The organism is Streptomyces spongiicola (assembly GCF_003122365.1).
Lineage (GTDB): Bacteria > Actinomycetota > Actinomycetes > Streptomycetales > Streptomycetaceae > Streptomyces > Streptomyces spongiicola.
This window is the reverse complement of the sequence record NZ_CP029254.1, coordinates 3085105-3108659: the sequence shown is the minus strand read 5'-3', so window position 1 is coordinate 3108659 and position 23555 is coordinate 3085105. Positions and strand designations below refer to the sequence as shown.

Here is a 23555-nt window from a genome sequence, read left to right as displayed (position 1 = left end):
CCGGTACTGACAGGCGGAAACGCGCAGGTCAACCATGCTGTGTCTGTGCTACCCCTCCTTGGTCACCCCTTCGGCACTGGCGGGTGACCGAGGCAGGCAAGCGCGCGGATCACGCGCCCGGCGTCGATACGGCACCGGCCCCCGCGATGTGGCGAGGGCCGGTTACTCGGGACCGATGGGGGCGCGGGTCACCCGTGGTGCTTGGCGAATTCCACGAGACCGGCGAACCCCTCACGGGTCAGGGTCAGGTGCGGGCCGTTCGGGTCCTTGCTGTCACGGACCAGGAACTCTCCCGTGGCGCGCGCGTGGTCGGGGGCCCATTGGATGCACTGTCCCTCGCCGCCGCTGCGGGTGCTCTTGACCCAGCGTATGAGCTGAGGGTCGGGGGTGGCGCTCATTTGGCGTGATCCTCCATGATCTTGCGAACCAGGGCTAGCGACTCTTCCTCGGACAGTGCCGCCATACGAAGCCGGTCGAACATGCCGACGGCTTTCGCTACCACGCTAGGCGTGTCGTCCACTTGACCACCATGGGTGGGGGTCTCGGTGTAGACCGCGTGGGGTGCGCTGTTCAACGCGAGCAGGGTAAACGGCAAGTGGCTGGGCGAGGCACCCGCTTTGTACGGGAGCACTTGAACCGTGACGTGCGGTGATTCCATCTGCACCGCCAAGTGTTCAAGTTGCGCGATCATGACGGATAGGCCACCGACGCACGTACGCAAGACGGCCTCGTGGATCACGACCCACAAGAGCGGTGGTTCGTCACGCTCTATGACGGCCTGCCGCCTTATGCGTAGCTCCACACGGTCTTTGATCTGATCCTCTGTTTCTCGTGGGAAAGCGGCGCGGATGACGGCGGCGGCGTACTCCGGAGTCTGCAACAGGCCCATGAGGAAGGTGCACGAGTAGTCCGTGATCCCGCTTGAGGACTCCTCAAGGGCGATGTACGGCACGAACCATTCCGGGTGCCCCTGCTTGCTGAGCTTGGCGCGTAGACGGGCGTACGTGCCTGGCGTGCCGGCTACTCGGTCCATGGCTTCCGCGAACGCTTCTGAGGCAAGCACGGTGCCGTTCTCGACCTTGCTGACCTGTGCTTGCTGGTAGTGGAGCCTGTCGGCGAACTTCTCTTGAGACAGTCCCAACGCTTCCCGTAACGCCTTCACCTCCTCCCCGAAGTACGCGGCACCGTTCGCGGGCTCTCGTGCCTGGTCGGCTTCCTCGCTCACCTGTTCAACTCCCTGGTATTCCGCTTCCGTCGGAATGGCTCCAGACCTGTTGAGCGTACGCACTTCGCGGCCAAGGTGTGAGCAGGCAATCACGCAGAGCACGCGGACAAGCGACACGTACGGAGTGGACGGCATGGCGACGGAGCGGCGGACGGCAGGGAAGATCAGGGAAGCGGAGGATGCGCGCGACGCCCTCGGCGCAGCCCTGCGACGGGCGGGTATCCAGCTTCCCGCGATGGACGTTCGTCCCCCGTTGCGTGCCGACGGCGCCGGATACGCCCTGGTGACCCTCGGCGACTGCTCCGCCCCCGTGGCCCTTGAGCTGGCGGCCGTCATCGAGAGGGGGGCGGCGCGGTGATCCGGCGCGTGTTCCGGTACGTCCCGTTCACGATCGAGCAGGACCAGACGGCAGAGCCCGAGTACGCGGTGCGATGTGTGTCCGGCGATGATGCCGAGTGCGGCGCGGAGTCCGGGACGCACAGCGGGCCGGGGCCGGTCGAGGAGTGGCAGCGCAAGCACACGCAGGAGACGGGGCACCGTCGCTACCGCCGGAACTTCGGCGACTACGCGGTGATGCGGCCCCCGGCGGAACCGGCCGGACTCACGCCGGCGGGCGGGGGTACGACGTGATGTTCGCCCCGTCCGTCGAGCGCCCGTGGCGCGATGCGTGGCCCCCGGTCGCGCAGGTCGGCGACGGCAACGCGTGGCTGACGGGGGCGTGTTGGCTGTACTGCCGCCGTGAGGGCGTTGCCGTGCTGTGGGTCGGTTCCGTGGCCGCGCCCGGCGCGACGGGGGACGTGTACGCCTGTGGTCCGTGCCTCGCGGAGCTTGACCACATGGTGCGCCTCCAGGCGCACGGCCGGGACGGGTACGGCGATCACGCCGTGCAGTCCGCCACCCTCGCCGTTCCCGCCCACGTGCCCCCGCCGCGCGCCCTGCCCGCGGGGGCGGTTCCGGCGGCCGTCACCGGGCACCGCGCCGGGGACCTGCCCCGTACGCCGCAGCACTGCCGGCGGGGTGGCGCGATGACCGCGACCCGGACGTGTGAGCACCGGCAGACCGAGACGCGCGGCGGCAAGACGTACTGCCGGGACTGCAAGCGGCAGATCTACCTGTGAAGACTCCGCCCCCTGCCGGGGACGACCTGCTCACGGTTCTCCCGCACCACCCCCGGCAGGCCGCGGGCACCACCCCGCCCCGGTCGGACCATCCGCCCGCAGCCCTTGGACAGGTCGAGCACCGACCGGGGCGGGTCTCGCACCGCACAACCCGACCGATCACTCAGAAGAAGGGCCACACGATGTTCAACCACGCAGACCGATTCCCTACCGGCAGCCCCTTGCCTCAAGGGCACATGACCCCCGTGCCGTGGGCACTGCGCAGGCTGGCCCCGTACCCGGCGGTCGAGGCCCCGCAGTACGCCCGCGTCGAACTGGACGCCCGCACACAGACCGCCCGTTACCTCGACGCCGCGGGCACGGTCGTGATGGCGCCGGGGCACGGCACCTCGTCGGGCACCAACCCGCCCACCGGCACGACTGGGCAAGGTGACCGCAACAGCGACTCGCCCGACAGCGACACGGGGAACGACACCGACCAGTGACCACCGAACCCCGTCCGGTACTGGTCGTCACCAACCTTGACGACCCGACCGCGGATCTCGTGATCGCCGAGTTGCACGGCCGGGGTGTCCCGGTCGTGCGGCTCGACTCCGGAGACTTCCCCGCAACCCTGTCGTGCTCCGCCTACATCGGCGGAGACACGGCACGGTGGGGCGGAAGCGTGGCGACCCCGACCCGCGTCGCCGAACTTGGCGGCGTACGGGCGCTGTACTACCGGCGCCCGTCCGGGTTCGCCTTCCCGCACCTCGACCCGCAGGACGCCCGCTTCGCCGTCGCGCAAGCCCGCTACGGACTCGGCGGCGTACTCGCCTCCCTGCCTGACTGCCGCTACGTCAACCACCCCAACCGCATCGGCGACGCCGAGTACAAGCCCGCCGGCCTCGCCGCCGCGGCAGCGTGCGGCTTCACCCTGCCGCCCACGCTCATCACGAACCGACCCGACGACGCGCGCGCCTTCATCAAGGATCAGGGCCCGGTCATCTTCAAACCGCTGACCGTGCCGCTCTACCTCGTCGACGGCAAGGCGCAGACCCTGCCCGTCGCCGAGGTCACCGCCGATGAGATCGACGAAGGCGTTTCCGGCACCATGCACCTGTTCCAGGCGCGCACGGACAAGGCAGCCGACGTTCGCGTGACCGTGATCGGCGAGCAGATATTCGCGGTACGCATCGACTGCGACCTGCTCGACTGGCGCACCGACTACAGCACTCACACCTACACGCCGATCACGACGCCACCGGCCGTTGCGCGCGCGATCCGCTCGTACCTGGTGCATTTCGGTCTCGTCTTCGGCGCGTTCGACTTCACCCTGTCCGCATCCGGCGAGTGGACGTTCATCGAGTGCAACCCGTCGGGACAGTGGGCATGGTTGGAACCGCCGACCGGCCTGCCCCTGACCGCGGCCCTCGCTGACCTACTGGAACGAGGTACCCATGACCGAACCTGATGTCGACCGTGTCGCGGCCAGGCTGCGGCAGCAACTCGCCGACCAGCTCGCCGCCGCAGGCCGGCTCCACTCGCCCGGCTGGCGTGCCGCCGTCGAGGCCGTCCCCCGGCATGAGCTGGTCCCCCGGTTCTACGCCGAGACCGACGCGCCGGGGCTCACCACGTGGGTGCCCATCACGCCCGAACTCGTCGGCCTCGACGAGTGGCTACGGCTGGCCTACGCCGACGAGACGCTGATCACGCAGTTCGGCGGCCGCGAAATCGACTGGGCCGACCCGCAGCCCGTCAGCAACGCGCACCCGACCTCATCCTCGACCCTTCCCTCACTGGTCGTACGAATGCTGGAAGACCTGCGAGTCGAGGACGACCACACGGTGACGGAGTACGGGACGGGCACCGGCTACTCAACCGCACTCACTTGTCACCACCTCGGCGACGTCCGCGTCACCTCCGTCGAGACCGACCCGCACGTCGGTGCACGCGCCCGCACGAACCTCGCCCGCTGCGGCTACCGCCCCCGGCTGCTGATCGGCGACGGACTCAACGGCGCCCCCGGCTGCCCGCCGGCCGACCGCACCATCGCCACCATGGGCGTGCGCAGCATCCCCGCGGCATGGGTGCGGCAGACCCGCCCCGGCGGGCTGATCGTCGCAACGCTCCGCGGCTGGATGCGGTCTCTCGGCCTCGTACGACTGACCGTCGAGGACGGGCACACCGCGCACGGCCGGTTCCTTTCCAGGGACCCGAGTTTCATGATCGCTCGACAGCAGGACGCACCGGAAAGCCTCGGAATGCTCCCGGCACCGGACGAAGGCACCAACCGCGACACCCGTTACGGCCCCGAGGTTCTGACCGCGCCCGACAGCGGGTTCGTCGCTCAGCTCGCGTTGCCGCACGCCCGCTACTTCTCCATGCCCACCGACGACGGCACGGTGAACACGTACGTGCTCGACGCCGGCAACGGCGCATTCGCCGTCCTCACCCCGGACGGCGAGGGGTGGACCGTACGGCAGGGCGGCCCGGTGCTGCTGTGGGACGCCGTCGAGCAGGCACTCGCCCCGTGGCACGCCGCCGGCTCCCCCGACCCCACCGAGTTCGGTCTCACCGTCACCCCGGACGCGCAACACGTCTGGCTCGGCGCCCCCGACGGCCCGAGCTGGCGCCTGCCTGCGTAGTCACCCCTCACAAGAGTCTCGGCGGCCAGCACGCCCCGCGCTCCTGCGCCGCCGCTGCAAGGAGCTGACGAAACGTGGCCGACCTTATCGCGGGCGTCCGCGCGTGCCTGTGCTCGCTGCCGCTGCCCGCCCGGGGGCAGCACCGCGCCCCGGTCGGGCGGGGTCCCCGCTCGGCCCCGGCCGGTCCGATGCCTGGCCGTAGAACTCGTCCGTTTCGTCGACGGCCGCCTTGAAGCGTTCGTCGAAGTCATTCCGTACAAGGGTCCGGACCACATAGTCCTGGACGCTCGTTCCGCGTCTGGCGGCATGCTCCCGGAGCCGGTCGAGCAGTTCGCCGTCCATCCGCAGGCTCAGCACTGCCGATGCGCTCGATGTGCTCGATACGGTCGTTGCGGTTGTTGCCATGTCGGCCAGCATCGTTGGCCGGAACCGATCGGTGCGTCACTTTCCGAGGCCTTCTCACTCGTTTGGGTGAGACATTCGGCAGGGCTGTAACGCGGTGGTTATTAGGATGGGTAATGAGTTAAGCTAAGGACTATGCCTGACCTGTCCCACGGCGACGACGTCGCCGCCGTGAACTCACTGCGCTCGGCCGTCATGAGGCTGGGCCGGCGCCTGAAGCACCAGCGCGTCGACGAATCGCTGAGCCCCACCGAGATGTCGGTGCTCGGCACCCTGGCCCGCTGCGGCTCGGCCACCCCGGGTGAGCTGGCCCGCAAGGAGCACGTCCAGCCGCCGTCGATGACCCGCATCGTGGCACTGCTGGAGTCCAAGGGACTGGTCCGGCTCGAGCCGCATCCCGAGGACCGCCGGCAGAAGGTGGTCAGCCAGACCGAGCGGGCCGAGGCCATGCTCGAGGAGTCCCGCCGCAAGCGGAACGCCTGGCTGTCCACGCTCGCCGAGGGCCTGGACGAGGAGGAGTGGGCCAAGCTGCGCGCGGCCGCCCCCGTACTGGAGAAGCTCGCGCACCTGTAACGACCAGCCCGAGGAGGCGACCTCTCTTGAGTCCGGGACCCGGAGCAGACTCCGCACCCGCACCGAAGCCCCACGACGACGACCACACGAGCGGCACGGCCCCGGGAGACGGGCCGGCGGGCCGGGGGACGTTCTCCTCGCTCGGGATCCGCAACTACCGGCTGTTCTTCACCGGAGCGATCGTCTCCAACACGGGCACCTGGATGGCCCGCATCACCCAGGACTGGCTCGTCCTCACCCTCACCGGCTCGGCCGCCGCCGTCGGCATCACCACGGCCCTGCAGTTCCTGCCGATGCTGCTCTTCGGCCTGTACGGCGGGGTCATCGCCGACCGCTGCCCCAAGCGCCTGCTGCTGCTCTTCAGCCAGGGCGCGCTCGGCCTCTGCGGACTCACGCTCGCCGTCCTCACGCTCTCCGGCGAGGTCCGGGTGTGGCATGTCTACCTGGTCGCCTTCCTGCTCGGCATGGTCACGGTCGTCGACAACCCGACCCGGCAGTCCTTCGTCTCCGAGATGGTCGGGCCGGAGCAGTTGCGCAACGCCGTCAGCCTGAACTCCGCCAACTTCCAGTCCGCGCGGCTGGTCGGGCCCGCGGTCGCGGGTGTGCTGATCACCGCCGTGGGCAGTGGCTGGGCCTTCCTGCTCAACGGCCTGTCGTTCCTCGCGCCGATCATCGGGCTGCTGCTGATGCGCCCCGCAGAACTGCACCGGACCGAGCCGGTACCGCGCGGCAAGGGGCAGTTGAAGGAGGGCCTGAAGTACGTCGCCGGCCGGCCCGAGCTGATCTGGCCGATCGTGCTCGTCGGCTTCGTCGGCACCTTCGCCTTCAACTTCCCCATCTGGCTGACGGCCTTCGCCGACAAGGTCTTCCACGCAGGCGCGGGTACGTACGGGCTGCTCAACACGCTGATAGCGGCGGGATCCCTGGCCGGGGCCCTGCTCGCGGCCCGCCGCGGCTCCTCGCGGCTGCGGATGCTCCTCGGCGCGGCCGCGCTGCTCGGGGTGCTGGAGATCGCCGCCGCCCTCGCACCGTCCTTCTGGCTCTTCGCGGCACTGCTCGTCGCCATCGGCATGGTCGGCCTGACGGTGAACGTGACGGCGAACTCGTCGGTCCAGATGGCGACGGACCCGGCGATGCGGGGCCGGGTCATGAGCCTCTACATGATGGTCTTCGTCGGCGGTACGCCGCTGGGCGCGCCGGTCGTCGGCTGGCTCACCGACCACTACGGCGTACGGGTCGGCATGGCGACGGGCGGCGCGGTGGCGGTGATCGCGGCGGTCGTGATCGGCCTGATCCTGCTCCGGGCCGGAGGTATGCGCCTGAAGCTGGACCTCCGCCGCGGTCATCGGCATGTGCGAATGGTTCCGCGTGAGCGGCTGACGGCGGTGGTGTAGCGGCCCTCGCGGGTGCCGGGCCGGCAGCGCCCCGGCTCCTGCCCCGCCTGCGCCCGCCTGCGCCTGCGCCTGTGCCTGCCTGCGCCTGTGCCTGCCTGCGCCTGCCTGCACCCGCCTGCACCCGCCTGTGCGGAGACACCGGCCGACCGGTCGTCTGTGTGTGGGGTGCGTCGGTGGGGCGGATGGCTGGTGCCGCGTCGGGCGACGTTCGCCCCGTCGCGACGCCCGGCACGGCGACTCGCCGCGTCGCCGAACCAACCGGGCAGACCCCCTGCGAGGCCGATCCGGCGCCCTGCGATGCACCGCACCGGACGCCGCACCGGACGCCGCTCCGCGCCGCTGCTGACGGGCAAACCCTGCCTGACGCGGCACCAGTGCCGTGACCGGGAGGGTTCACCGGCTCGGTGCTCGCCGCGGAGACCGGGATCACCGTGCACGCTCCCGCGACTGCCGCGTACCCCCTGCACGGCTCGTTGGCCGGTGACTACTCACCCGGATGCCTGTGTGTCTGCCCGTGTCATATGCGGATGACCGTGGGAGTTTCTGTCCGTCCAGCCATTTCGCCCCCTTATCGGAAGGCTCCCATGCTGTCCAAGCGTCTCTGCGCCGCACTCGCCGCGGCCGCTCTGCTCGCAGGCGTCGGTACCGCTGCGGCATCCCCCGCTCACAGCGCCCACTCGGCCCGCACGGTGGCAGCCCTGGCCGCCACCACCGCCTTCACCAACGGCAGCTTCGAAACCCCCACCGTCCCGCCGAACTCCTTCTCGACCTTCGTCGCAGGTCAGACGATGGGTCTGTGGCAGGTGGAGAGCGGGAGCGTCGACCTCGTCGACGACGGCTTCTGGCAGGCCGCGGAGGGCGACCAGTCGGTAGACCTCAACGGTGGCACCGCGGGCAGGTTGTCCCAGACGTTCACGACGGAGCCCGGGACGAAGTACACCGTGACGTACTCGCTGGCCGGCAACCCAGCGGGGCCGCCGACCGTGAAGTCAGGCGAAGTCCGCATCGACGGACAGAACTTCCAGGGCTTCACCTTCAACACCGCCGGCAAGACGTTCGCGAACATGGGCTATGTGACACGGCAGTTCACGTTCGTGGCCAACAACACCTCCACGAAGCTCACGTTCGCCAGCACGTCCGGGCCCACGGCCTACGGCCCCGTCATCGACGACGTCAAGGTCAAGAGCTGCTCCTGCTGCGTCGGCAGTTCATGCGGCTAGTGCTGTGACCGCGTAGGTTCGCCGGGTCGTTCAGGCCGCGGCAGCGAGGAGGCGTCCGCCCCGGCGGATGCCTCCTCGCTGTGGCTTCCGCCCTTCCCGGTCGGTCGGTCTGCGCACACAGACAGGCTCGGCCACCACGCCTCCAGCGGTCGGACGGGACGCCGCCACACTTCCGACCGCCACGATCACCGACCCGGCGAACCTTTGCGGTCACAGTGAGCACCGGGGCCCGGCGCTGCGAGACTCGGCACATGAGACTCTTCGCCGCAGTGGTGCCGCCCGAAGAGGTCCTGCGGGAACTCGGCCGGGCCGTGGACCGCCTGCACGGGCTGCCGGGGGCCGAGGGCCTGCGCTGGACCGGGAGGCCGGGGTGGCACTTCACCCTCGCGTTCATGGGGGAGGTCGACGAGGCGCTGCTGCCCGAGCTGCACGAACGGCTCGGACGGGCCGCACGGCGCGGCGAGGGGTTCCGGTTGCGGCTGCACGGCGGCGGGCACTTCGGCCGGCGGACGCTCTGGGTGGGCGCGGCAGGCGGACTCGACGCGATGCGCATGCTCGCCGAGCGGGCGGACGCGGCGGCACGCCGGGCCGGCGTCGCCATGGAGGAACACCGCCGCTACCACGCTCATCTGACCCTCGCACGCAGCCGAGCCGACACGGACCTGCGCCCCTATGCCGACGCCCTCGCTCCGTTCGAGGGCCGGCCGTGGACCGTGAACCGGCTGCTGCTGATCCGCAGCAATCTGCCCGGCGGCGGACGGCCGGGCGAGCGGCCGCGCTACGAGGAGGCCGGCACCTGGCCCCTGGGCGCGGCGGACTGAGCCCGGCGCGGTGCGGTGCGGCGGGCTCGGGCGGAACGGCGGGGTGCGGTGCGGTGGGTTCGGGCGGTACGGCGCGGTACGGCGCGGTGCGGTGGGTTCGGGCGGTACGGCGCGGTGCGGTGGGTTCGGGCGGAACGGCGGGGTGCGGTGCGGCGGGCTCGGGCGGAACGGCGGGGTGCGGTGCGGCGGGCTCGGGCGGTGCGGCGCGGCGCGGTGCGGTGGGTTCGGGCGGCGCGGTGCGGTGCGGTTCGGTTCGGCGCGGCAGGCTCGGGCGGAACGGCGGGGGCCGGGCGATGCGGTGGGCTCGGGCGGTGCGGCGGGGGCCGGGGCGGCGGGGCGCCTACGGGAGGGGCCGCTTCCCGGTGCCTCGCGGAAGCCTCACCAACCGGCCGCCCCCCCGGATGCCCGGCCGCCCTCGCGGGGCCGCCCTCGCGGAGCGGCCTCGCACGCGACCGCACGGCGCCTCACGGGCGCCCCCGGCACCGAGGGCCCGGTCCTGCCCGTTACGCTCGAAGGGTGGACCCGAAGACCCGTAACCGGATCATGGCCGGTGTGCTTGTGCTGATGTTCGCCGTCGTCGCCGTGGCGGCCGCGCTCGGGCGCTGAACCCCGCGGACCGCCGCCCCTGGGAAAGGGCGGCGGCTGCGCCCCGCCGAATCGCCGGCCGATCGCCCGAATCGCTACCCGATCACCAGGCGAAGGCCTCCGGTGACGGGCCCGGGCCGGGGAAGGTCTCGTCCAGCGACGCGAGCAGCTCCTCCGAGAGGTCCAGTTCCACCGCGCGGAGCGCCGAGTCCAGCTGCTCGGCCGTGCGCGGGCCGACGATCGGGCCGGTGACGCCGGGCCGGGTCAGCAGCCACGCCAGGGCCACCTCGCCGGGCTCCAGGCCGTGCTTGTCGAGCAGGTCCTCGTACGCCTGGACCTGCTCGCGCACCTTCGTGTTCTCCAGGGCGCTCGCGCTGCGGCCGTCCCTGCGGCGCCTGCCCTCGGCCTCCTTCCTGATCACGCCGCCGAGCAGCCCGCCGTGCAGCGGGGACCACGGGATGACGCCGAGGCCGTACTCCTGTGCGGCCGGAACGACCTCCATCTCGGCGCGGCGCTCGGCCAGGTTGTACAGGCACTGCTCGCTGACCAGCCCGACCATGCCCCTGCGTGCGGCGGTCTCGTTCGCCTGCGCGATCTTGTAGCCGGGGAAGTTGGAGGATCCCGCGTAGAGGACCTTCCCTTCCTTGATCAGTACGTCGATCGCCTGCCAGATCTCCTCGAACGGGGTACGGCGGTCGACGTGGTGGAACTGGTAGAGGTCGATGTAGTCCGTCCCCAGCCGCCTCAGCGAGGCCTCGACGGCACGCTTGATGTTGAGCGCGGAGAGCCGGTCGTGGTTGGGCCAGGGCTTGCCGTCGCCGGCCATCCCGCCGTAGACCTTGGTGGCGAGGACCGTCTTGTCGCGGCGCTCGCCCCCCTTGGCGAACCAGCTCCCGATGATCTCCTCGGTGCGGCCCTTGTTCTCGCCCCACCCGTAGACGTTGGCCGTGTCGAAGAAGTTCAGACCCGCGTCGAGTGCCGCGTCCATGAGGCCGTGGCTGGTGTCCTCGTCCGTCTGCGGACCGAAGTTCATCGTGCCGAGCACGATACGGCTGACCTTGAGTCCGGTACGTCCCAGCTGCGTGTACTCCATGGAACCCAAGCGAACCCCTTCGAGTCCACTCCACGCAAGGCGGGGCGGGCGCAGGGCGCGAACCAGCACACGGTTCGGTCCGGGCGGCGGCCCGGGCCGCCGCCCGCCTCCGCTCCGCAAGCAACTCCGCGAGGCTCGTCGGCCACACCGCCTCCGCCGGGCGGTCCGGCCGGTCCGGGGTCCACGGCATGCGCGGCACCCCGGTGCGCCAGGTGTTCGACCGCCGCGGCAGTACGGCCTCGTGCCGGGTGCGGCGTGGGGTCGGGAGGGTCCGCGGTCAGGGGTAACGGCGGGACCTGACCGTACGGGGCCGGCCACTCCTCAGGCGTTCGCGTACACCTTGGAGACGAACTCCGCGATCTGGTCGTCCGAGAGGTTCCCGGCGAGATCGGCCTCCGCGATCATGCCGACGAGACGGTGCCCGTGGGCTACGTCGATCACCGGCAGCCGTTTGATCCGGTGCTTCTCCATCAGGTGCAGCGCATCCTCGGCGGGGGCGCTCGCGTCGGTCCAGCGGAGTTCACCGGACATGGACCCGGCCTGTACGGTCGCCGGGTCTATCCCTTCAGCACAGCAGCGGACGACGATGTCGCGGTCGGTGACCAGGCCCGTGAGCCTGTTGTTGTCGCCGCAGATGGGGAGGGCGCCGACGTCCAGGTCGCGCATCATGCGCGCCGCCTCCCGCAGTGACCGGTGCGCGCCGATGCACTGCACTCCGCCGGTCATGATGTCGCGGGCGGTGAGCCTGTTGTCCCCGGTCATGATTGCCTTCCGTTCCCCCCTTTCCCCCTTCAGGCGGGTCCGCCGGCCCTGGTCAGGGCTGCGGCGGCTTGTCCTGCTCCTGGCCACCGGGCTGGCCACCGGGCTGGTCGCCGTGGTCGCCGCCCAACTGCTCCTTGAGCCTGTCCTGGGCGGTGTCGACGTGTCCGCTGTACCTGCCCCGGGTCCTGTCGTCGATCGCGTCCCCGGCCTTGTCGACGCCCTTCGAGGCGTGGTGCTCGTGGCCCTTCAGCATCTGCTTGAGCTTGTCCATCATGGACATGGGCAGTCCTCCTTGCCGTACGCCCCCGCTCCTCCAGGGTCGCCTTCTCCCGCGCGGACCGCATCTGCGCGGCGGCGCCCGCGGCACAGGCGGCCGGGTCGGGACACCGGGCAGGGGCTTCCCGCCCGACGGTCGCCCGCGCGGTGGGGACCCGTCGCGCGACTCCCGGTGACGGAGCGGCTGCCCGGGGTGGTCGGCGGGTCCGGCGCAGGGCGATCGGCGGTGCCGGTACCGGCACCGGCTGGTACGGGCACCGGTACCTGCACCCATCGGCGGTGCCGGTACCTGCACCGGCCGGCACCGGCACCGGCACCGGCTGGTACGAGCCGCCGCGCGGCCCTCGGGCCCGGCCCGCGTGTCGCGCCGGTTCAACACGCCCCGGCCGTCGGTGGCGGTGGTCGGTGGCGGTGGTCGGCGTCAGCCTCGGTGGTCGGCGTTCGGCCCTCGACCGCCGGTCCTCGACCGCGCCGGTGTCCTCAGTCCGCCGCCCGTTCGTACGGGCCGCCGAGCCCCCAGGCCTGGTGCATCGCCTCGGCGAAGGCGGCCGCGAGCTTGTGCTCCCCGGTGGGGCCCGGGTGGGTGCCGTCGTAGGTGTCGGTGTGGATGTCGTACGCGTACGGCGCCGAGGCCAGCAGCAGCGGCGACGCGGCGGTGTCCAGGTCCGCGACCGTCTTGGCGAGGAGTTCGTTGAAGCGGTCGCACTCGGCGGCGAAGGGGGCGTCCGCCAGGGCGCGGATGTTGGGGACGACCGGCAGCAGCACGGCCCGCACGTGCGGATTGGCGTCGCGGGCCGCGGCGATGAACCGCCGGGCGTTCGCGTCGGTCTGGGTGCTGTTCGCGTAGAAGCCGAGGTCGATCAGCCCCAGCGACACGAGGAGCACGTCGGCCCTGGCCGCGGTCACCGCCGGGCCGATCAGCGGCGCCATGTGCAGCCAGCCCTCGCCCCAGCCCGCCAGGTGGCGGCGGGCGTTCGGCGGGAAGTCCGGGCGGGCGTAGTCGGTGGAGACGGGCGCGTCGGCGGTGGTGTCGTACAGCTCGGTGCGGGGGCCGACTATCGCGTACGGGCCGCCGAAGGAACGGTTCAGGTGCTGCCACATCCGGTAGCGCCAGGTGTAGTCGCCGGCGCGTCCGATGGTCATGGAGTCGCCGACGAACATGAAACGCATGGGGTAATGATGGCGGACCTCCGCCGGGCGTGACCCCGGCCGGTCACGTGACGATGGACACTTGGGGGCATGCGTTCCTTGCGTACGACTCGGGCGGCCGTCGCCGTCGCCGTCGCCGCGGTGGTCCTGGGGGCCGCCGCGCCCGCCGTCGCCGACGACACCGGCGGTTTCACCATCAAGGATCCGCGGATCACGGAGTCGAGCGGGCTCGCGGCCAGCCGTGCCCACCCCGGCGTGTACTGGACGCACAACGACCAGGACGAGCCCCGGGTCTTCGCGGTCGACTCCCGGACCGGTGAGACCGTGGCCACCGTCACGCTCAGGGGCGTGGGTCGGCCGCGGGACATGGAGGCGATCTCGGTCGGACCCGACGGCGACGTCTACGTCGGTGACATCGGCGACAACCTGAACGGGAGCTGGGACCACGTCTGGATCTACCGCTTCCCCGAGCCGCGGACGCTGCGGGACGTCACCGTCCACGCCACCCAGTACACGGTCAGGTACGCGGACGGTCCCCGCAACGCCGAGGCGATGATGGTGCATCCGAAGACCGGCCGCGTCTACATCGCCAGCAAGAACGAGGAAGGCGGGGGGCTCTACGAGGGCCCGGCCCGGCTCGTGACGGGCGGCACGAACGTCTTCCGGCGGATCGGCGAGGTGCCGTGGGTGACGGACGGCGCCTTCTCGCCCGACGGCGGGGAACTGGTGCTGCGCTCGTACTTCAGCGCCCGCGCCTACGCCTGGCGCGACGGGCGGCTGGGTGCCGGCCGCCACGTCAGCGCGCCGTTGCAGGGCCAGGCCGAGTCGGTGGCCTTCACCCCGGACGGCGCGTCGCTGATGTTCGGGACGGAGGGCGAGCGGAGCGAGGTCGTACGCCGGGACGCGGGACGCGGCGACGGCGAGGGCCCGGACGCGGCGTCGCCCTCCCGCTCCGGGGATGCGGACCCGTCCGCCGGGGGTGCGGGCGCCGACGGCGACCAGGGGTTCGCGGTGCCGGCGGGCGCCGTCCTCGCCGCCGTGCTGGCCTTCCTCCTGCTCAGGTCCCGGCGGCGGCGCGGCTGAACGCGCCGTACCCGGCCGGCACCAGTCGGCGCCGGCTGCTACCGGCTGACACCAGCTGCTACCGGCTGATGCTGGCTAATACCAGCCGATAACAGCTGGTTCCGGCCGAGTTCCGGCCGGGTGCCGAGCGGGCGCGGCGCTATGCGCCGGGGCCCTTCCTCCCGGCCGGCCGGGAGCCCTTGCTTCGTCCGGGGGAGGAGGACCCCGCAGAAGGCGAGGGGGTGTTCGCCTCATCCGGGGAGGAACCGCGGCCGTCCGCTTCCGCGGTACGCGCTCTCTCCGGGGCACGCCGCGCCACCAGGGACTCGAAGCCCTCGAGCAGCCGGTCCAGCCCGAAGCCGAAGGAGTCGAGACCGGGCGCGAACGCGTCCTCGGACAGGGCGGCCATACGCGGGAACTCCCCGCTGGTCATGGCCCGCTCGAGGTAGGGGCGCTGTCGCTCCCAGAACTCGTCGTGGCTCGCTCCGGTCTCCACGGCCGCCTCGCCGACCTGGATCTCCGTGCGCACGGTGCCGGTGACGAAGCTCTGGACGGTGACGATCACGGCGATCTTCTCGGGGTCGGTCAGGCCCATGTCCCGCAGCCCGGAGAGGCAGACCTCGAGACCGCGGAGCGTGTTGGGGCCGAGTGCTGAACGGGCCTCGTTGACCCGGAGCAGCCAGGGGTGTCTGTGGAGCTGGTTCCGGTGGCCGTGGGCCAGGGCCCTGACGGCGTCGCGCCAGTCGGCGGCGGGGGGCGGTGCCGCGTCGAGTGAGTCCGCCTGAACCCTGTCGAGCATCAGGTCGAGCAGTTCCGCCTTGCCGGGGACATACCGGTACAACGACATCGTGCCGACGCCGAGTTCCGCGGCCACCCGGCGCATGGACACGGCCTCCAGGCCCTCCGCGTCGGCCACCGTGACCGCCGCCCCGGTGATCCGGTCGAGGGAGAGACCGGGTTTGGGGCCGCGGCTGGGGCGCTCTCCGGTCCCCCAGAGGAGGTCGAGGCTACTGCGCGTCATGGGCTCACCCTAAGCCGTTGCGCGACACCGCCCACAAAAACTGGGTACGGCGTACTCGAATTAGGGTACGGTGTACTCGGTTTCTGGGTGCCCCTCCCGGAACCGGACTCCTCCCGGCTGCCCCGAGGCGGCGCCGGATCCACGGACCCCGAAAGGCGGACGGCATGAACGATCGCGGCGGACCGGCGGTGTGCGCCGAGGGCCTGCGCAAGCGCTATGGCGGCACGAACGCGCTCGACGGGCTCGACCTCCACATCCCGCGCGGCACGGTCCACGGGCTCCTCGGGCCGAACGGCGCGGGCAAGACCACCGCGGTGCGGGCCCTGGCGACCCTGCTGCGCTTCGAAGGCGGCCGTGCCCTCGTCGCCGGCCTCGACGTGGCACGCGACCCTCACGGCGTGCGCCGGCGCATAGGCCTGGCCGGGCAGTACGCGGCCCTCGACGAGGGGCTCACCGGCCGGCAGAACCTCGAACTCTTCGGCCGGCTCTTCCGGCTCGGCGGACGGCGGGCCCGGCTGCGCGCCGCCGAACTGCTCGAGCACTTCGGCCTGTCGGACGCCGGGGGCAAGGGCGTCGCCGAGTACAGCGGTGGTATGCGGCGCAGGCTCGACCTCGCGGCCTCGATGATCCTCGCCCCCGATGTGCTGTTCCTGGACGAGCCGACGACCGGACTCGACCCCAGGGCGCGCGGCGAAGTGTGGGACACCGTCCGCGCCCTGGTCTCGGAGGGGACGACCGTGCTGCTCACGACCCAGTACCTGGACGAGGCCGACCGGCTGGCCACGCGGGTCACCGTGATCGACCGCGGCAGGGCCATCGCCGACGACACCCCCGAAGGACTGAAGAACCGCGTGGGCGGCGACCGGATCGAGGTCGTCGTCGCCGAGACGGAGGACCTGGGGCGGGTCGCCGGGATCGTCGCCCGGGTCACCGGCCCCGGAGCCGGGCCGGAGACCGACGAGGACGGGCGGCGCGTTCACGCGCCCGTCAGCGACCGCGTCACCGCCCTCACGGAAGTCGCCCGCACACTGCGGGACGAGCGCATCCGGGTCGAGGACATCGGGCTGCGCAGACCGAGCCTCGACGACGTGTTCCTGCGCCTGACCGGACACCGCGCGGAGGTGGCGTGATGGCGACCGGAACGATCGCCGGGGCGGCCGTGAGATCCTCCGTCGACCTGGGCGTGCCGCAGGTGGACCGTCCGCACGAGCGGCTGTACTGGGTACTGGCCGACTGCTGGAACGTCGTTCGCCGGGACCTCCTCCACTACCGCCGCCTGCCCGTGCTCATCCTGTGGCGGCTGGGATTCCCGATGGTGTCCGTACTGCTCTACGGGTTCGTCTTCGGCAGCGCCATGCGGGTGCCGGGCGGTGGGGACTACCGGGAGTTCCTCATGCCGGGGATGTTCGCCTCGACTATGGCGTTCGGCTTCATGAACACGGCCACAGCCGTCGTCACGGACACGGCGAGGGGCGTCACGGACCGCTTCCGCTCGATGCCGATGTCCCCGTCCGCCGTCTGCTCGGGCCGCGGCCTCGCCGATCTGTCGGTCGCCGTGGCGGAGTTGACGATCCTCGCGCTGACCGCCCTGGCGATCGGCTGGCGTTCCGACGGCGGTCTCGTGGACACGGTGGCCGCCTTCGGGCTCCTCCTGCTGCTGCGGTTCAGTCTGATCTGGGTGGGCGTCTGGTGCGGACTCGTGGTGCCGAACGAGGAGGCCGCCGGCGGCCTCTACGCCGTGGTCTTCCCCCTCACCATGATCTCCAGTGTGTTCGTCGCCCCCTCGCTCATGCCGGCCTGGCTGGCGCCGGTCGCCGCCTGGAACCCGGTCTCCTCGACGGTCCAGGCGACGCGGGAACTGTTCGGCAACCCGGGTGCCGGAGGAGGAACCTGGGTCGAACAGCACGCGGTGCTGATGGCGGTGGCGTGGCCGCTGGTCATCACGGCCGTGTTCCTGCCGCTGGCGGTGCGGAGGTTCCAGCGGCTGAGTCGTTGAGCCGTTGAGCGGTTGAGCGGTTGAGCGATTGAGCCGTTGAGCGGTTGGTCCGCTGGAAGTTCGGGCCCTGAGTCGTCGAGGTCGAGCCTGTTGGGGCGTTGGGGCGTCGAGCCTGTTGGGGCCGTTGGTGGCGGTCGGTGGCCGTCGGTGGCCGTCGGGCGGTTGGGCCGGACGGACGGACGGCCGACCGACCGGCTTCCGGCCGCTCGGGCGGGACGCCGGTGCGCCGGGTCTCCCACGGTCTGCTGTGGAGTGTGCCCCGGAGGTGGGCCCGCGAGGGGGCGCGGGCCCACCCGGTCGGCGTGGCGCCGGTCCGAGGGAGTCGACCGGCGCCACGCGCCATCGGCCCGGCGAGCCCTGTGGCACTACGGCTAGGAGCGCCGGGCCCGCAGGCTGCGACCAACGTGCCCGGCGCCGGGCGGTCTTCGTCACACCGGTCGCCCGGCGCGGGCGCGGCCCGCACCGGCCGGGGTGGTGCCCCGGCGCCGGGCGGGCCGGTCGTGCCGGCCGCCCTGGTCGCGCCGGGGCTCCGGTTTACGCCGGGCACTCCTTCCAGGCGAGCCGGTAGATGGTGTTGATCTCGCCGTCGGTGGAGTCCATCGTCATGAAGCTCGTCGTGGACGGGTCGGACGTCCCCGCGCTCACCCGGAGTTCGGTGTTGATGTTGAAGTTCCGCTTCACTCCGCAGGGCGCCCAGACCAGCTGGCCCCACTCGGTCGTGTCGGTGGCCTGCCAGTTGTCGTTGTACGGGCCGCTGTAGGGATGCTCCCTGGCTGCCGTGTCGGGGGAGCCCTGGAAGTAGTAGGACGCCTTCTGCACGGCCGTGGCACCGTTCTGAAGGCTGGCGAAGCCGCGGTAGTCCGCGCTGGCGACGGCGTAGGTGAATCCCTGCGGGACGTGGACGATAAGGTTCAGCTGGCAGTTCTTGCGGAAGTCGATGGGCGAGGCGCCTCCGCCGACCTGGGCGAGGTAGTCGCTGTAGGTGACGGTGAAGGCGGTGTTGTCCTGGGAGACCGCTACCGCCGCGGTCCCGGGCTTGCAGCCCGAGCCGTTCACCGTGGCGATCTCGATGACTATCTTGTCAGGTGGTGCGACGATGGCCGCGTTCGCGCTGCCGGCGTTCCCGGCGACGAGCGTGGAGGCGAGGACCGCGGTGAGGGCGGCGCTGGCACGTAAGGCACGGGTCATGATGCGCACTCCTGTGGTCGGAGGAGAGTCGGTCGGTGGCCTTGCGGGGGCGTGAACCGTGGGGGGTCCAGCCGATCCCGTGTCCACACCCGACAGTGCTGGACTGTTGAGATGTGGACATGTCAATCGCATCGACGCTTGGATCCTAGGGGCCAACCCACCCGCCGAGTAGGGCGGTTATCGGCCGTACCTCCATGGCTGCTGCACGCATCCCCCACATGCCGAGCACCTTGTGTGCACACGGTGGACGGCGGAGACCGCATCCGAGCGCGGTCGAGGGCGCTTCGAACCAGGGGACGGAGGACGGCCGCCGGGCCCCTGGTGCCGCTTCTCCGTCACCCCGACGCGCGGTGAAGGCGCGTCGGGGTGCGCCGTACCCGCGGGGTCGGGGTGCGCCGTACCTCCGCGGTCGGGGCGTGGTGCACGTGTACCGCCGCGACCTTGGTCATCGCTGCCGCCGCCGCTGCCGCCCCTCGGCCGCTGTGTGGCCACGCGGGGCCCGATTCGCGACCCGTCCGGGCTGATTCGCGACCCGTGCCGGGCCGACTCGCGACCCGTGCCGGGCTGATTCGCGACCCGTGCCGGGCCGACTCGCGACCCGTGCCGGGCCGACTCGCGACCCGTGCCGGGCCGACCAGCGACCCGTCGGGCCGGCGCGCACGGGTCGCGGAGGCCGGCTGGCGACCCGTGGGGACCGGCGCGCACGACGCGCGGGTCAGAGCTTCTCGATCACGTAGTCCACACAGGCCGTCAGCGCCTGTACGTCAGCCGGGTCGATCGCCGGGAACATCGCGATCCGCAGCTGGTTGCGGCCCAGCTTGCGGTACGGCTCGGTGTCCACGATCCCGTTGGCCCGCAGCACCTTGGCGACCGCCGCCGCGTCGATGTCGTCCGAGAAGTCGATCGTGCCGATGACCTGCGAGCGCTGCGCGGGGTCCGCGACGAACGGAGTGGCGTACTTCGACTCCTCCGCCCAGCCGTACAGGTTGCGCGCGGAGGCCGCGGTCCGCCCGACCGCCCAGTCCAGCCCGCCCTGGCCGTTGAACCACTTCAGCTGCTGGTCGAGCAGGAACAGGGTCGCCAGCGCCGGGGTGTTGTACGTCTGGTTCTTCAGCGAGTTGTCGATCGCCGTCGGCAGGCTGAAGAACTCCGGCACATGCCGGCCGGAGCCGTGGACCCGGGCCGCGCGCTCCAGCGCGGCGGGCGAGAACACCCCGATCCACAGGCCGCCGTCCGAGGCGAACGACTTCTGCGGCGCGAAGTAGTAGACGTCGGTCTCGGTGATGTCGACCGGCAGGCCCCCGGCACCGGAGGTGGCGTCGACGAGGACGAGCGCGCCCTCGTCGGCCCCTTCGACGCGCCTGATCGGGGCGGCGACACCGGTGGAGGTCTCGTTGTGGGTGAAGGCGTACACGTCGACGCCGGCCTCGGCCCGCGGCTGCGGGTGCGTACCGGGGTCGGAGGAGATCACGGTCGGCTCGGCCAGCCACGGCGCCAGCTTCGCCGCCTTGGCGAACTTGGACGAGAACTCGCCGAAGGACAGGTGCTGCGACTTGCCGTCGATGATCCCGTGGGTCGCGATGTCCCAGAACGCGGTCGAGCCGCCGTTGCCCAGGACCACCTCGTAGCCCTCGGGGAGGGAGAACAACTCGCGGATGCCCCCGCGCACCGAGCCGACCAGGTTCTTGACCGGTGCCTGGCGGTGGGAGGTACCGAGCAGGGACGCGCCGGTGGCGGCCAGGGCGTCGAGCGCCTCCGTGCGCACCTTGGAGGGTCCGGCGCCGAAACGACCGTCGCCGGGCTTGATGTCAGCGGGAATCTGGATATCGGCCACGAGCCGGAGCCTAGTCGCTTCCACCAGGCCACCGGGCCCGATGTCCGGCGGATGAGACAAGCGGTCACTGATCGGGACGGTTTTCGGCGCCACCTCGGCGTCACCCGATCGAGCGTGGGGCACGCTGGGTCCATGGCTGATCGCACGGTGGCGGATCGCAGGGAACTGGAGCGCGCGCTGCGGGCGGAGATCCGCGGCGGGGTGGACTTCTCGACCGGGGCGCGGGCGCTGACGACGATGGACGCGTCCAACTACCGCCGGGTGCCGGACGGCGTGGTCGCACCGTACGACGCCGCGGACGTCGCCGCGGCGCTCGCCGTCTGCCGCGCCCACGGGGTCCCGGTGGTGCCCCGGGGAGCCGGGACGTCGATCGCCGGGCAGGCGACGGGGACCGGCGTCGTGCTGGACTTCACCCGCCATATGCGGTCCGTGGTCTCCGTCGACCCGGAGGCCCGTACGGCGGTGGTCCAGCCCGGTGCGGTGCTGGACCGGCTGCGCGACGAGGCGGGCCGCTACGGGCTGACCTTCGGGCCGGACCCCTCCACGCACAGCCGCTGCACGCTCGGCGGGATGATCGGCAACAACGCCTGCGGCTCGCACTCGGTGGCCTGGGGAACGACCGCGGACAACGTCCACGAGCTGTCCGTGGTGACCTACGGGGGCGAGGCGCTTCGGCTGGGGAAGGGCTGGGGGCCGCCCGGCGCCGTCCCGTACGGCAGTGTTCCGCCCGGCAGCGTCTCGTACGGCAGTGTTCCGCCCGGCAGCATCCCGCCCGGCGCCGGTACCGGGCGGGACGGCGCCCGCCCCGGCGCCGCGCTCCCCTGGCCATCCGAAGGCGCACCCGGGCCCGCCGCCGCTCCACCCGGCCTGCGCGAGCTCGTGGCAGACCATCTGGCACTGCTGCGGACCGGGTTCCCCGGCGGCATGCCCCGCCGCATCTCCGGCTACGCGCTGGACGCGCTGCTTCCAGAGAACGGCACCGACGTCGCCCGCGCCTTCTGCGGCAGTGAGGGGACCCTGGCGGTGCTGACCGAGGCGACCGTGCGGCTGGTGGAGTCGCCGCCCGCGCGGGCGCTGGCCCTGCTCGGGTACGCGGACGAGAGCGAGGCCGCCGAGGCCGCCGCCGGACTGCTGCCGTACCGGCCGCTCACGGTCGAGGGCATGGCGGACGATCTCGTCCCGGACGCGGCGGGCCGGGGGCTGCCGAGGGGCGGTGCGTGGCTGTTCGTCGAGACGGGTGGGCGGACTGCCGCAGAGGCGTGGGCCCGCGCGGAGGAGATCGTCCGGGGAGCGGACGCCCTCGACGGGGCCGTCGTCACCGACCCCGCGCGCCGGCGCGCGCTGTGGCGGGTCCGGGAGGACGCCGCGGGCACCGCGACCCGCATGCCGGACGGCGGGGGCACTCCCAGCGGCCGCGCCGGGGGCACCCCCACCCGGACCGAGGGCTCCGGGGGAGAGGCCTGGCCCGGCTGGGAGGACTGCGCGGTGCCCCCGGCCCGGCTCGGCGCCTATCTGCGGGACTTCCGCGCGCTGCTCGCCCAGCACGGGCTGCGCGGGACTCCGTACGGCCACTTCGGCGACGGCTGCATCCACGTCCGCATCGACTTCGACCTGCTGAGCGGGCAGGGCGTGCGGCGCTTCCGCGCGTTCTCCGAGGACGTGGCCGCGCTGGTCGTGGCGCACGGCGGTTCGCTGTCGGGCGAGCACGGCGACGGGCTGGCGCGGGCGGAACTGCTGCCGAGGATGTACGGGGACGAACTGGTGGCGCTGTTCGCCCGGTTCAAGGACCTGTGGGACCCGGCGGGCGGACTGAACCCCGGCGTACTGGCCCGTCCCGCGCGCCTCGACGAGAACCTGCGCTTCACGGTCCTGCCCAGGCAGCCGGTGGACGTGGCCTTCGGCTACCCGCAGGACGGAGGCGACTTCACGGCCGCCGTCCGGAGGTGCGTCGGCGTCGCCAAGTGCCGGGTGGACGGGCCCTCGCCCGGGCCGGAGGTGATGTGCCCGTCGTACCGCGCGACCGGCGAGGAGCGGCACTCCACCCGCGGCCGCGCCCGGCTGCTGCACGAGATGCTCGCCGGCGAGGTGGTCACCGGCGGCTGGCACGCCCCGGAGGTCCACGAGGCCCTCGACCTGTGCCTGTCCTGCAAGGGCTGCCGCAGCGACTGCCCGGTCGGCGTCGACATGGCCACCTACAAGGCGGAGTTCCTCCACCACCACTACGCGGGGCGGCGGCGACCCGCGGCGCACTACGCCATGGGGTGGCTGCCGCGCTGGCTGCGCGCCGCCGCGCCGTTCGCCGGACCGCTGAACGCGGCCGCCCGGGTGGTGCCCCTCGCGTCGCTCGCGAAACGGCTCGGCGGCATCGCGCCCGAACGGCGGATCCCGTGGCTGGCCACCCCCACCTTCACCTCCTGGTGGCGGCGGCGCGACGCGGATCCCGGCTCACCGCTGGTGCTGTGGCCCGACACCTTCACCGAGTACCTCTCCCCGTCGGTCGGCCGCGCCGCCGTCCGCGTCCTGGAGTCGGCCGGCCTCGGAGTCTCGCTGCCACCGGGCCGGGTCTGCTGCGGCCTGACCTACGTCTCCACCGGCCAGCTGGACCGCGCCCGCGCCGTCATGCGCCGCACCCTGGACGTGATGGGGCCCGTCCTGGAACGCGGTTCCCCGGTGGTCGTACTCGAACCGAGCTGCGCGGCCGCGCTGCGCACCGACCTCCCGGAACTGCTGCCCGACGACCCGCGGGCACACCGGCTGGCCGGTTCCGTGACCACCTTCGCCGCCGCCCTGGAGGAGCACGCCCCCGACTGGCGCCCGCCCCGGCTGGACCGCCCGGCCGCCGGCCAGACCCACTGCCACCAGCACGCGGTACTCGGCGACGCCGCGGAGCGCCGGCTGCGCGAACGGGCCGGTCTCACCGGCGAGCTGAGCGGCGGCTGCTGCGGCCTCGCGGGCAACTTCGGCTTCGAGCGCGGCCACTACGAGGTGTCGGTGGCCTGCGCCGAGGACCGGCTGCTGCCCTCGGTACGCGCGGCTGCGCCCGGCACCGTCCTCCTCGCCGACGGCTTCTCCTGCCGCACCCAGCTGGACCAGCTCGCGGGCCGGCGGGGGCGGCACCTGGCGGAGGTGCTGGCGGAGGCACTCCCGGAGACGCTGGCCGTGGGGCCGGCGGACGGGCGGGAGGACGGGCCGGCGGAGGGCCGGTGAGGGCC

Annotated in this window: 24 protein-coding genes; 14 read left to right on the top strand and 10 right to left on the bottom strand. The window is 72.3% G+C overall.

Annotated features, from left to right (window positions below; translation table 11 throughout):
* Positions 1 to 188: 188 nt before the first annotated feature.
* Positions 189 to 398 (bottom strand): DUF397 domain-containing protein, encoded by a 210-nt coding sequence (locus DDQ41_RS13565; protein ID WP_109294741.1) that lies wholly within the window; start codon positions 396 to 398, stop codon positions 189 to 191.
* A complete protein-coding gene (locus tag DDQ41_RS13560; protein WP_373995499.1) occupies positions 395 to 1342 on the bottom strand; it encodes a helix-turn-helix domain-containing protein in 948 nt (315 codons plus the stop codon). Before DDQ41_RS13560 ends, DDQ41_RS13565 begins: the two co-directional genes overlap by 4 nt.
* 16 nt (positions 1343 to 1358) lie before the next feature.
* Between DDQ41_RS13560 and DDQ41_RS13555 the strand changes: the two genes are divergently transcribed.
* The 6 genes from DDQ41_RS13555 to tgmC all read left to right on the top strand — a co-directional run bounded on the left by DDQ41_RS13555 (position 1359) and on the right by tgmC (position 4967).
* Positions 1359 to 1583 (top strand): hypothetical protein, encoded by a 225-nt coding sequence (locus DDQ41_RS13555; RefSeq protein ID WP_109294739.1) that lies wholly within the window; start codon positions 1359 to 1361, stop codon positions 1581 to 1583.
* Positions 1580 to 1855, top strand: coding sequence for a DUF7848 domain-containing protein (locus DDQ41_RS13550; RefSeq protein ID WP_109294738.1), 276 nt, complete (start codon positions 1580 to 1582; stop codon positions 1853 to 1855). Before DDQ41_RS13555 ends, DDQ41_RS13550 begins: the two co-directional genes overlap by 4 nt.
* Positions 1855 to 2343: a hypothetical protein gene (locus DDQ41_RS13545; protein WP_109294737.1), complete on the top strand. Its 489-nt coding sequence runs from the start codon at positions 1855 to 1857 to the stop codon at positions 2341 to 2343. The genes DDQ41_RS13550 and DDQ41_RS13545 overlap by 1 nt, the downstream gene beginning before the upstream one ends.
* 182 nt (positions 2344 to 2525) lie before the next feature.
* Positions 2526 to 2828: a putative ATP-grasp-modified RiPP gene (gene tgmA / locus DDQ41_RS13540; protein ID WP_109294736.1), complete on the top strand. Its 303-nt coding sequence runs from the start codon at positions 2526 to 2528 to the stop codon at positions 2826 to 2828.
* Positions 2825 to 3793 (top strand): ATP-grasp ribosomal peptide maturase, encoded by a 969-nt coding sequence (gene tgmB / locus DDQ41_RS13535; protein ID WP_109294735.1) that lies wholly within the window; start codon positions 2825 to 2827, stop codon positions 3791 to 3793. Before tgmA ends, tgmB begins: the two co-directional genes overlap by 4 nt.
* Positions 3780 to 4967 (top strand): ATP-grasp peptide maturase system methyltransferase, encoded by a 1188-nt coding sequence (gene tgmC / locus DDQ41_RS13530; RefSeq protein WP_109294734.1) that lies wholly within the window; start codon positions 3780 to 3782, stop codon positions 4965 to 4967. The genes tgmB and tgmC overlap by 14 nt, the downstream gene beginning before the upstream one ends.
* Before the next feature lie 84 nt (positions 4968 to 5051).
* Here the strand turns inward: tgmC and DDQ41_RS32425 are convergent, their stop codons facing one another.
* Positions 5052 to 5372, bottom strand: a complete 321-nt coding sequence (locus DDQ41_RS32425) for a hypothetical protein (protein ID WP_245991461.1) — start codon at positions 5370 to 5372, stop codon at positions 5052 to 5054.
* 132 nt (positions 5373 to 5504) lie between these two features.
* Between DDQ41_RS32425 and DDQ41_RS13520 the strand changes: the two genes are divergently transcribed.
* The 4 genes from DDQ41_RS13520 to thpR all read left to right on the top strand — a co-directional run bounded on the left by DDQ41_RS13520 (position 5505) and on the right by thpR (position 9377).
* Positions 5505 to 5942 (top strand): MarR family winged helix-turn-helix transcriptional regulator, encoded by a 438-nt coding sequence (locus DDQ41_RS13520; protein ID WP_017946059.1) that lies wholly within the window; start codon positions 5505 to 5507, stop codon positions 5940 to 5942.
* Between the two features lie 26 nt (positions 5943 to 5968).
* Positions 5969 to 7336 carry an MFS transporter gene (locus tag DDQ41_RS13515; protein ID WP_109294733.1) on the top strand — a complete coding sequence of 456 codons (1368 nt, stop codon included), beginning with the start codon at positions 5969 to 5971 and terminating at the stop codon, positions 7334 to 7336.
* Between the two features lie 584 nt (positions 7337 to 7920).
* Positions 7921 to 8556 carry a choice-of-anchor C family protein gene (locus DDQ41_RS13510; RefSeq protein WP_109294732.1) on the top strand — a complete coding sequence of 212 codons (636 nt, stop codon included), beginning with the start codon at positions 7921 to 7923 and terminating at the stop codon, positions 8554 to 8556.
* 251 nt (positions 8557 to 8807) lie between these two features.
* Positions 8808 to 9377: an RNA 2',3'-cyclic phosphodiesterase gene (thpR, locus tag DDQ41_RS13505; RefSeq protein ID WP_109294731.1), complete on the top strand. Its 570-nt coding sequence runs from the start codon at positions 8808 to 8810 to the stop codon at positions 9375 to 9377.
* Between the two features lie 688 nt (positions 9378 to 10065).
* Here the strand turns inward: thpR and DDQ41_RS13500 are convergent.
* The 4 genes from DDQ41_RS13500 to DDQ41_RS13485 all read right to left on the bottom strand — a co-directional run bounded on the left by DDQ41_RS13500 (position 10066) and on the right by DDQ41_RS13485 (position 13263).
* Positions 10066 to 11055, bottom strand: coding sequence for an aldo/keto reductase (locus DDQ41_RS13500; protein WP_109294730.1), 990 nt, complete (start codon positions 11053 to 11055; stop codon positions 10066 to 10068).
* A gap of 321 nt (positions 11056 to 11376) precedes the next feature.
* Positions 11377 to 11817 (bottom strand): CBS domain-containing protein, encoded by a 441-nt coding sequence (locus DDQ41_RS13495; RefSeq protein ID WP_109294729.1) that lies wholly within the window; start codon positions 11815 to 11817, stop codon positions 11377 to 11379.
* A 52-nt stretch (positions 11818 to 11869) separates the two neighbouring features.
* On the bottom strand, positions 11870 to 12097 hold the full coding sequence (locus tag DDQ41_RS13490; RefSeq protein ID WP_109294728.1) for an antitoxin: 228 nt from the start codon (positions 12095 to 12097) through the stop codon (positions 11870 to 11872).
* A gap of 476 nt (positions 12098 to 12573) precedes the next feature.
* The gene (locus tag DDQ41_RS13485; RefSeq protein ID WP_109294727.1) at positions 12574 to 13263 is read right to left on the bottom strand and encodes a GDSL-type esterase/lipase family protein; all 690 of its coding nucleotides are present in this window, start codon (positions 13261 to 13263) and stop codon (positions 12574 to 12576) included.
* Between the two features lie 69 nt (positions 13264 to 13332).
* On the opposite strand from DDQ41_RS13485, the gene DDQ41_RS13480 reads away from it, so the two are divergent.
* Positions 13333 to 14325 carry an esterase-like activity of phytase family protein gene (locus DDQ41_RS13480; RefSeq protein ID WP_109294726.1) on the top strand — a complete coding sequence of 331 codons (993 nt, stop codon included), beginning with the start codon at positions 13333 to 13335 and terminating at the stop codon, positions 14323 to 14325.
* Between the two features lie 139 nt (positions 14326 to 14464).
* On the opposite strand, the gene DDQ41_RS13475 is transcribed toward DDQ41_RS13480, so the two are convergent.
* Entirely contained in the window at positions 14465 to 15325 is an 861-nt protein-coding gene (locus DDQ41_RS13475; protein ID WP_109294725.1) for a TetR/AcrR family transcriptional regulator, read from the bottom strand.
* 164 nt (positions 15326 to 15489) lie between these two features.
* Here DDQ41_RS13475 and DDQ41_RS13470 point away from each other — a divergent pair, with 164 nt between their 5' ends.
* Together DDQ41_RS13470 and DDQ41_RS13465 are read left to right on the top strand one after the other, a co-directional pair.
* Complete coding sequence (locus tag DDQ41_RS13470) at positions 15490 to 16455, top strand: ATP-binding cassette domain-containing protein (protein WP_109294724.1); 966 nt, start codon at positions 15490 to 15492, stop codon at positions 16453 to 16455.
* Positions 16455 to 17321, top strand: a complete 867-nt coding sequence (locus DDQ41_RS13465) for an ABC transporter permease (RefSeq protein ID WP_109294723.1) — start codon at positions 16455 to 16457, stop codon at positions 17319 to 17321. The genes DDQ41_RS13470 and DDQ41_RS13465 overlap by 1 nt, the downstream gene beginning before the upstream one ends.
* 534 nt (positions 17322 to 17855) lie before the next feature.
* Here DDQ41_RS13465 and DDQ41_RS13460 read toward each other — a convergent pair.
* Together DDQ41_RS13460 and serC are read right to left on the bottom strand one after the other, a co-directional pair.
* Positions 17856 to 18509 (bottom strand): DUF4360 domain-containing protein, encoded by a 654-nt coding sequence (locus DDQ41_RS13460; RefSeq protein WP_109294722.1) that lies wholly within the window; start codon positions 18507 to 18509, stop codon positions 17856 to 17858.
* Positions 18510 to 19224: 715 nt separating this feature from the next.
* Positions 19225 to 20343 carry a phosphoserine transaminase gene (serC, locus tag DDQ41_RS13455; protein WP_109294721.1) on the bottom strand — a complete coding sequence of 373 codons (1119 nt, stop codon included), beginning with the start codon at positions 20341 to 20343 and terminating at the stop codon, positions 19225 to 19227.
* A 132-nt stretch (positions 20344 to 20475) separates the two neighbouring features.
* Between serC and DDQ41_RS13450 the strand changes: the two genes are divergently transcribed.
* Positions 20476 to 23550: an FAD-binding and (Fe-S)-binding domain-containing protein gene (locus DDQ41_RS13450; RefSeq protein ID WP_167450253.1), complete on the top strand. Its 3075-nt coding sequence runs from the start codon at positions 20476 to 20478 to the stop codon at positions 23548 to 23550.
* The last annotated feature ends 5 nt before the right edge of the window (positions 23551 to 23555 follow it).

Coding starts and splice junctions, on each gene's coding strand:
- DDQ41_RS13565 (WP_109294741.1), bottom strand. CDS start 398: ATGAGCGCCACCCCCGACCCTCAGCTCATACGCTGGGTCAAGAGCACC.
- DDQ41_RS13555 (WP_109294739.1), top strand. CDS start 1,359: ATGGCGACGGAGCGGCGGACGGCAGGGAAGATCAGGGAAGCGGAGGAT.
- DDQ41_RS13545 (WP_109294737.1), top strand. CDS start 1,855: ATGTTCGCCCCGTCCGTCGAGCGCCCGTGGCGCGATGCGTGGCCCCCG.
- tgmA (WP_109294736.1), top strand. CDS start 2,526: ATGTTCAACCACGCAGACCGATTCCCTACCGGCAGCCCCTTGCCTCAA.
- tgmC (WP_109294734.1), top strand. CDS start 3,780: ATGACCGAACCTGATGTCGACCGTGTCGCGGCCAGGCTGCGGCAGCAA.
- DDQ41_RS32425 (WP_245991461.1), bottom strand. CDS start 5,372: ATGGCAACAACCGCAACGACCGTATCGAGCACATCGAGCGCATCGGCA.
- DDQ41_RS13520 (WP_017946059.1), top strand. CDS start 5,505: ATGCCTGACCTGTCCCACGGCGACGACGTCGCCGCCGTGAACTCACTG.
- DDQ41_RS13510 (WP_109294732.1), top strand. CDS start 7,921: ATGCTGTCCAAGCGTCTCTGCGCCGCACTCGCCGCGGCCGCTCTGCTC.
- thpR (WP_109294731.1), top strand. CDS start 8,808: ATGAGACTCTTCGCCGCAGTGGTGCCGCCCGAAGAGGTCCTGCGGGAA.
- DDQ41_RS13500 (WP_109294730.1), bottom strand. CDS start 11,055: ATGGAGTACACGCAGCTGGGACGTACCGGACTCAAGGTCAGCCGTATC.
- DDQ41_RS13495 (WP_109294729.1), bottom strand. CDS start 11,817: ATGACCGGGGACAACAGGCTCACCGCCCGCGACATCATGACCGGCGGA.
- DDQ41_RS13490 (WP_109294728.1), bottom strand. CDS start 12,097: ATGTCCATGATGGACAAGCTCAAGCAGATGCTGAAGGGCCACGAGCAC.
- DDQ41_RS13485 (WP_109294727.1), bottom strand. CDS start 13,263: ATGCGTTTCATGTTCGTCGGCGACTCCATGACCATCGGACGCGCCGGC.
- DDQ41_RS13480 (WP_109294726.1), top strand. CDS start 13,333: ATGCGTTCCTTGCGTACGACTCGGGCGGCCGTCGCCGTCGCCGTCGCC.
- DDQ41_RS13475 (WP_109294725.1), bottom strand. CDS start 15,325: ATGACGCGCAGTAGCCTCGACCTCCTCTGGGGGACCGGAGAGCGCCCC.
- DDQ41_RS13470 (WP_109294724.1), top strand. CDS start 15,490: ATGAACGATCGCGGCGGACCGGCGGTGTGCGCCGAGGGCCTGCGCAAG.
- DDQ41_RS13465 (WP_109294723.1), top strand. CDS start 16,455: ATGGCGACCGGAACGATCGCCGGGGCGGCCGTGAGATCCTCCGTCGAC.
- DDQ41_RS13460 (WP_109294722.1), bottom strand. CDS start 18,509: ATGACCCGTGCCTTACGTGCCAGCGCCGCCCTCACCGCGGTCCTCGCC.
- DDQ41_RS13450 (WP_167450253.1), top strand. CDS start 20,476: ATGGCTGATCGCACGGTGGCGGATCGCAGGGAACTGGAGCGCGCGCTG.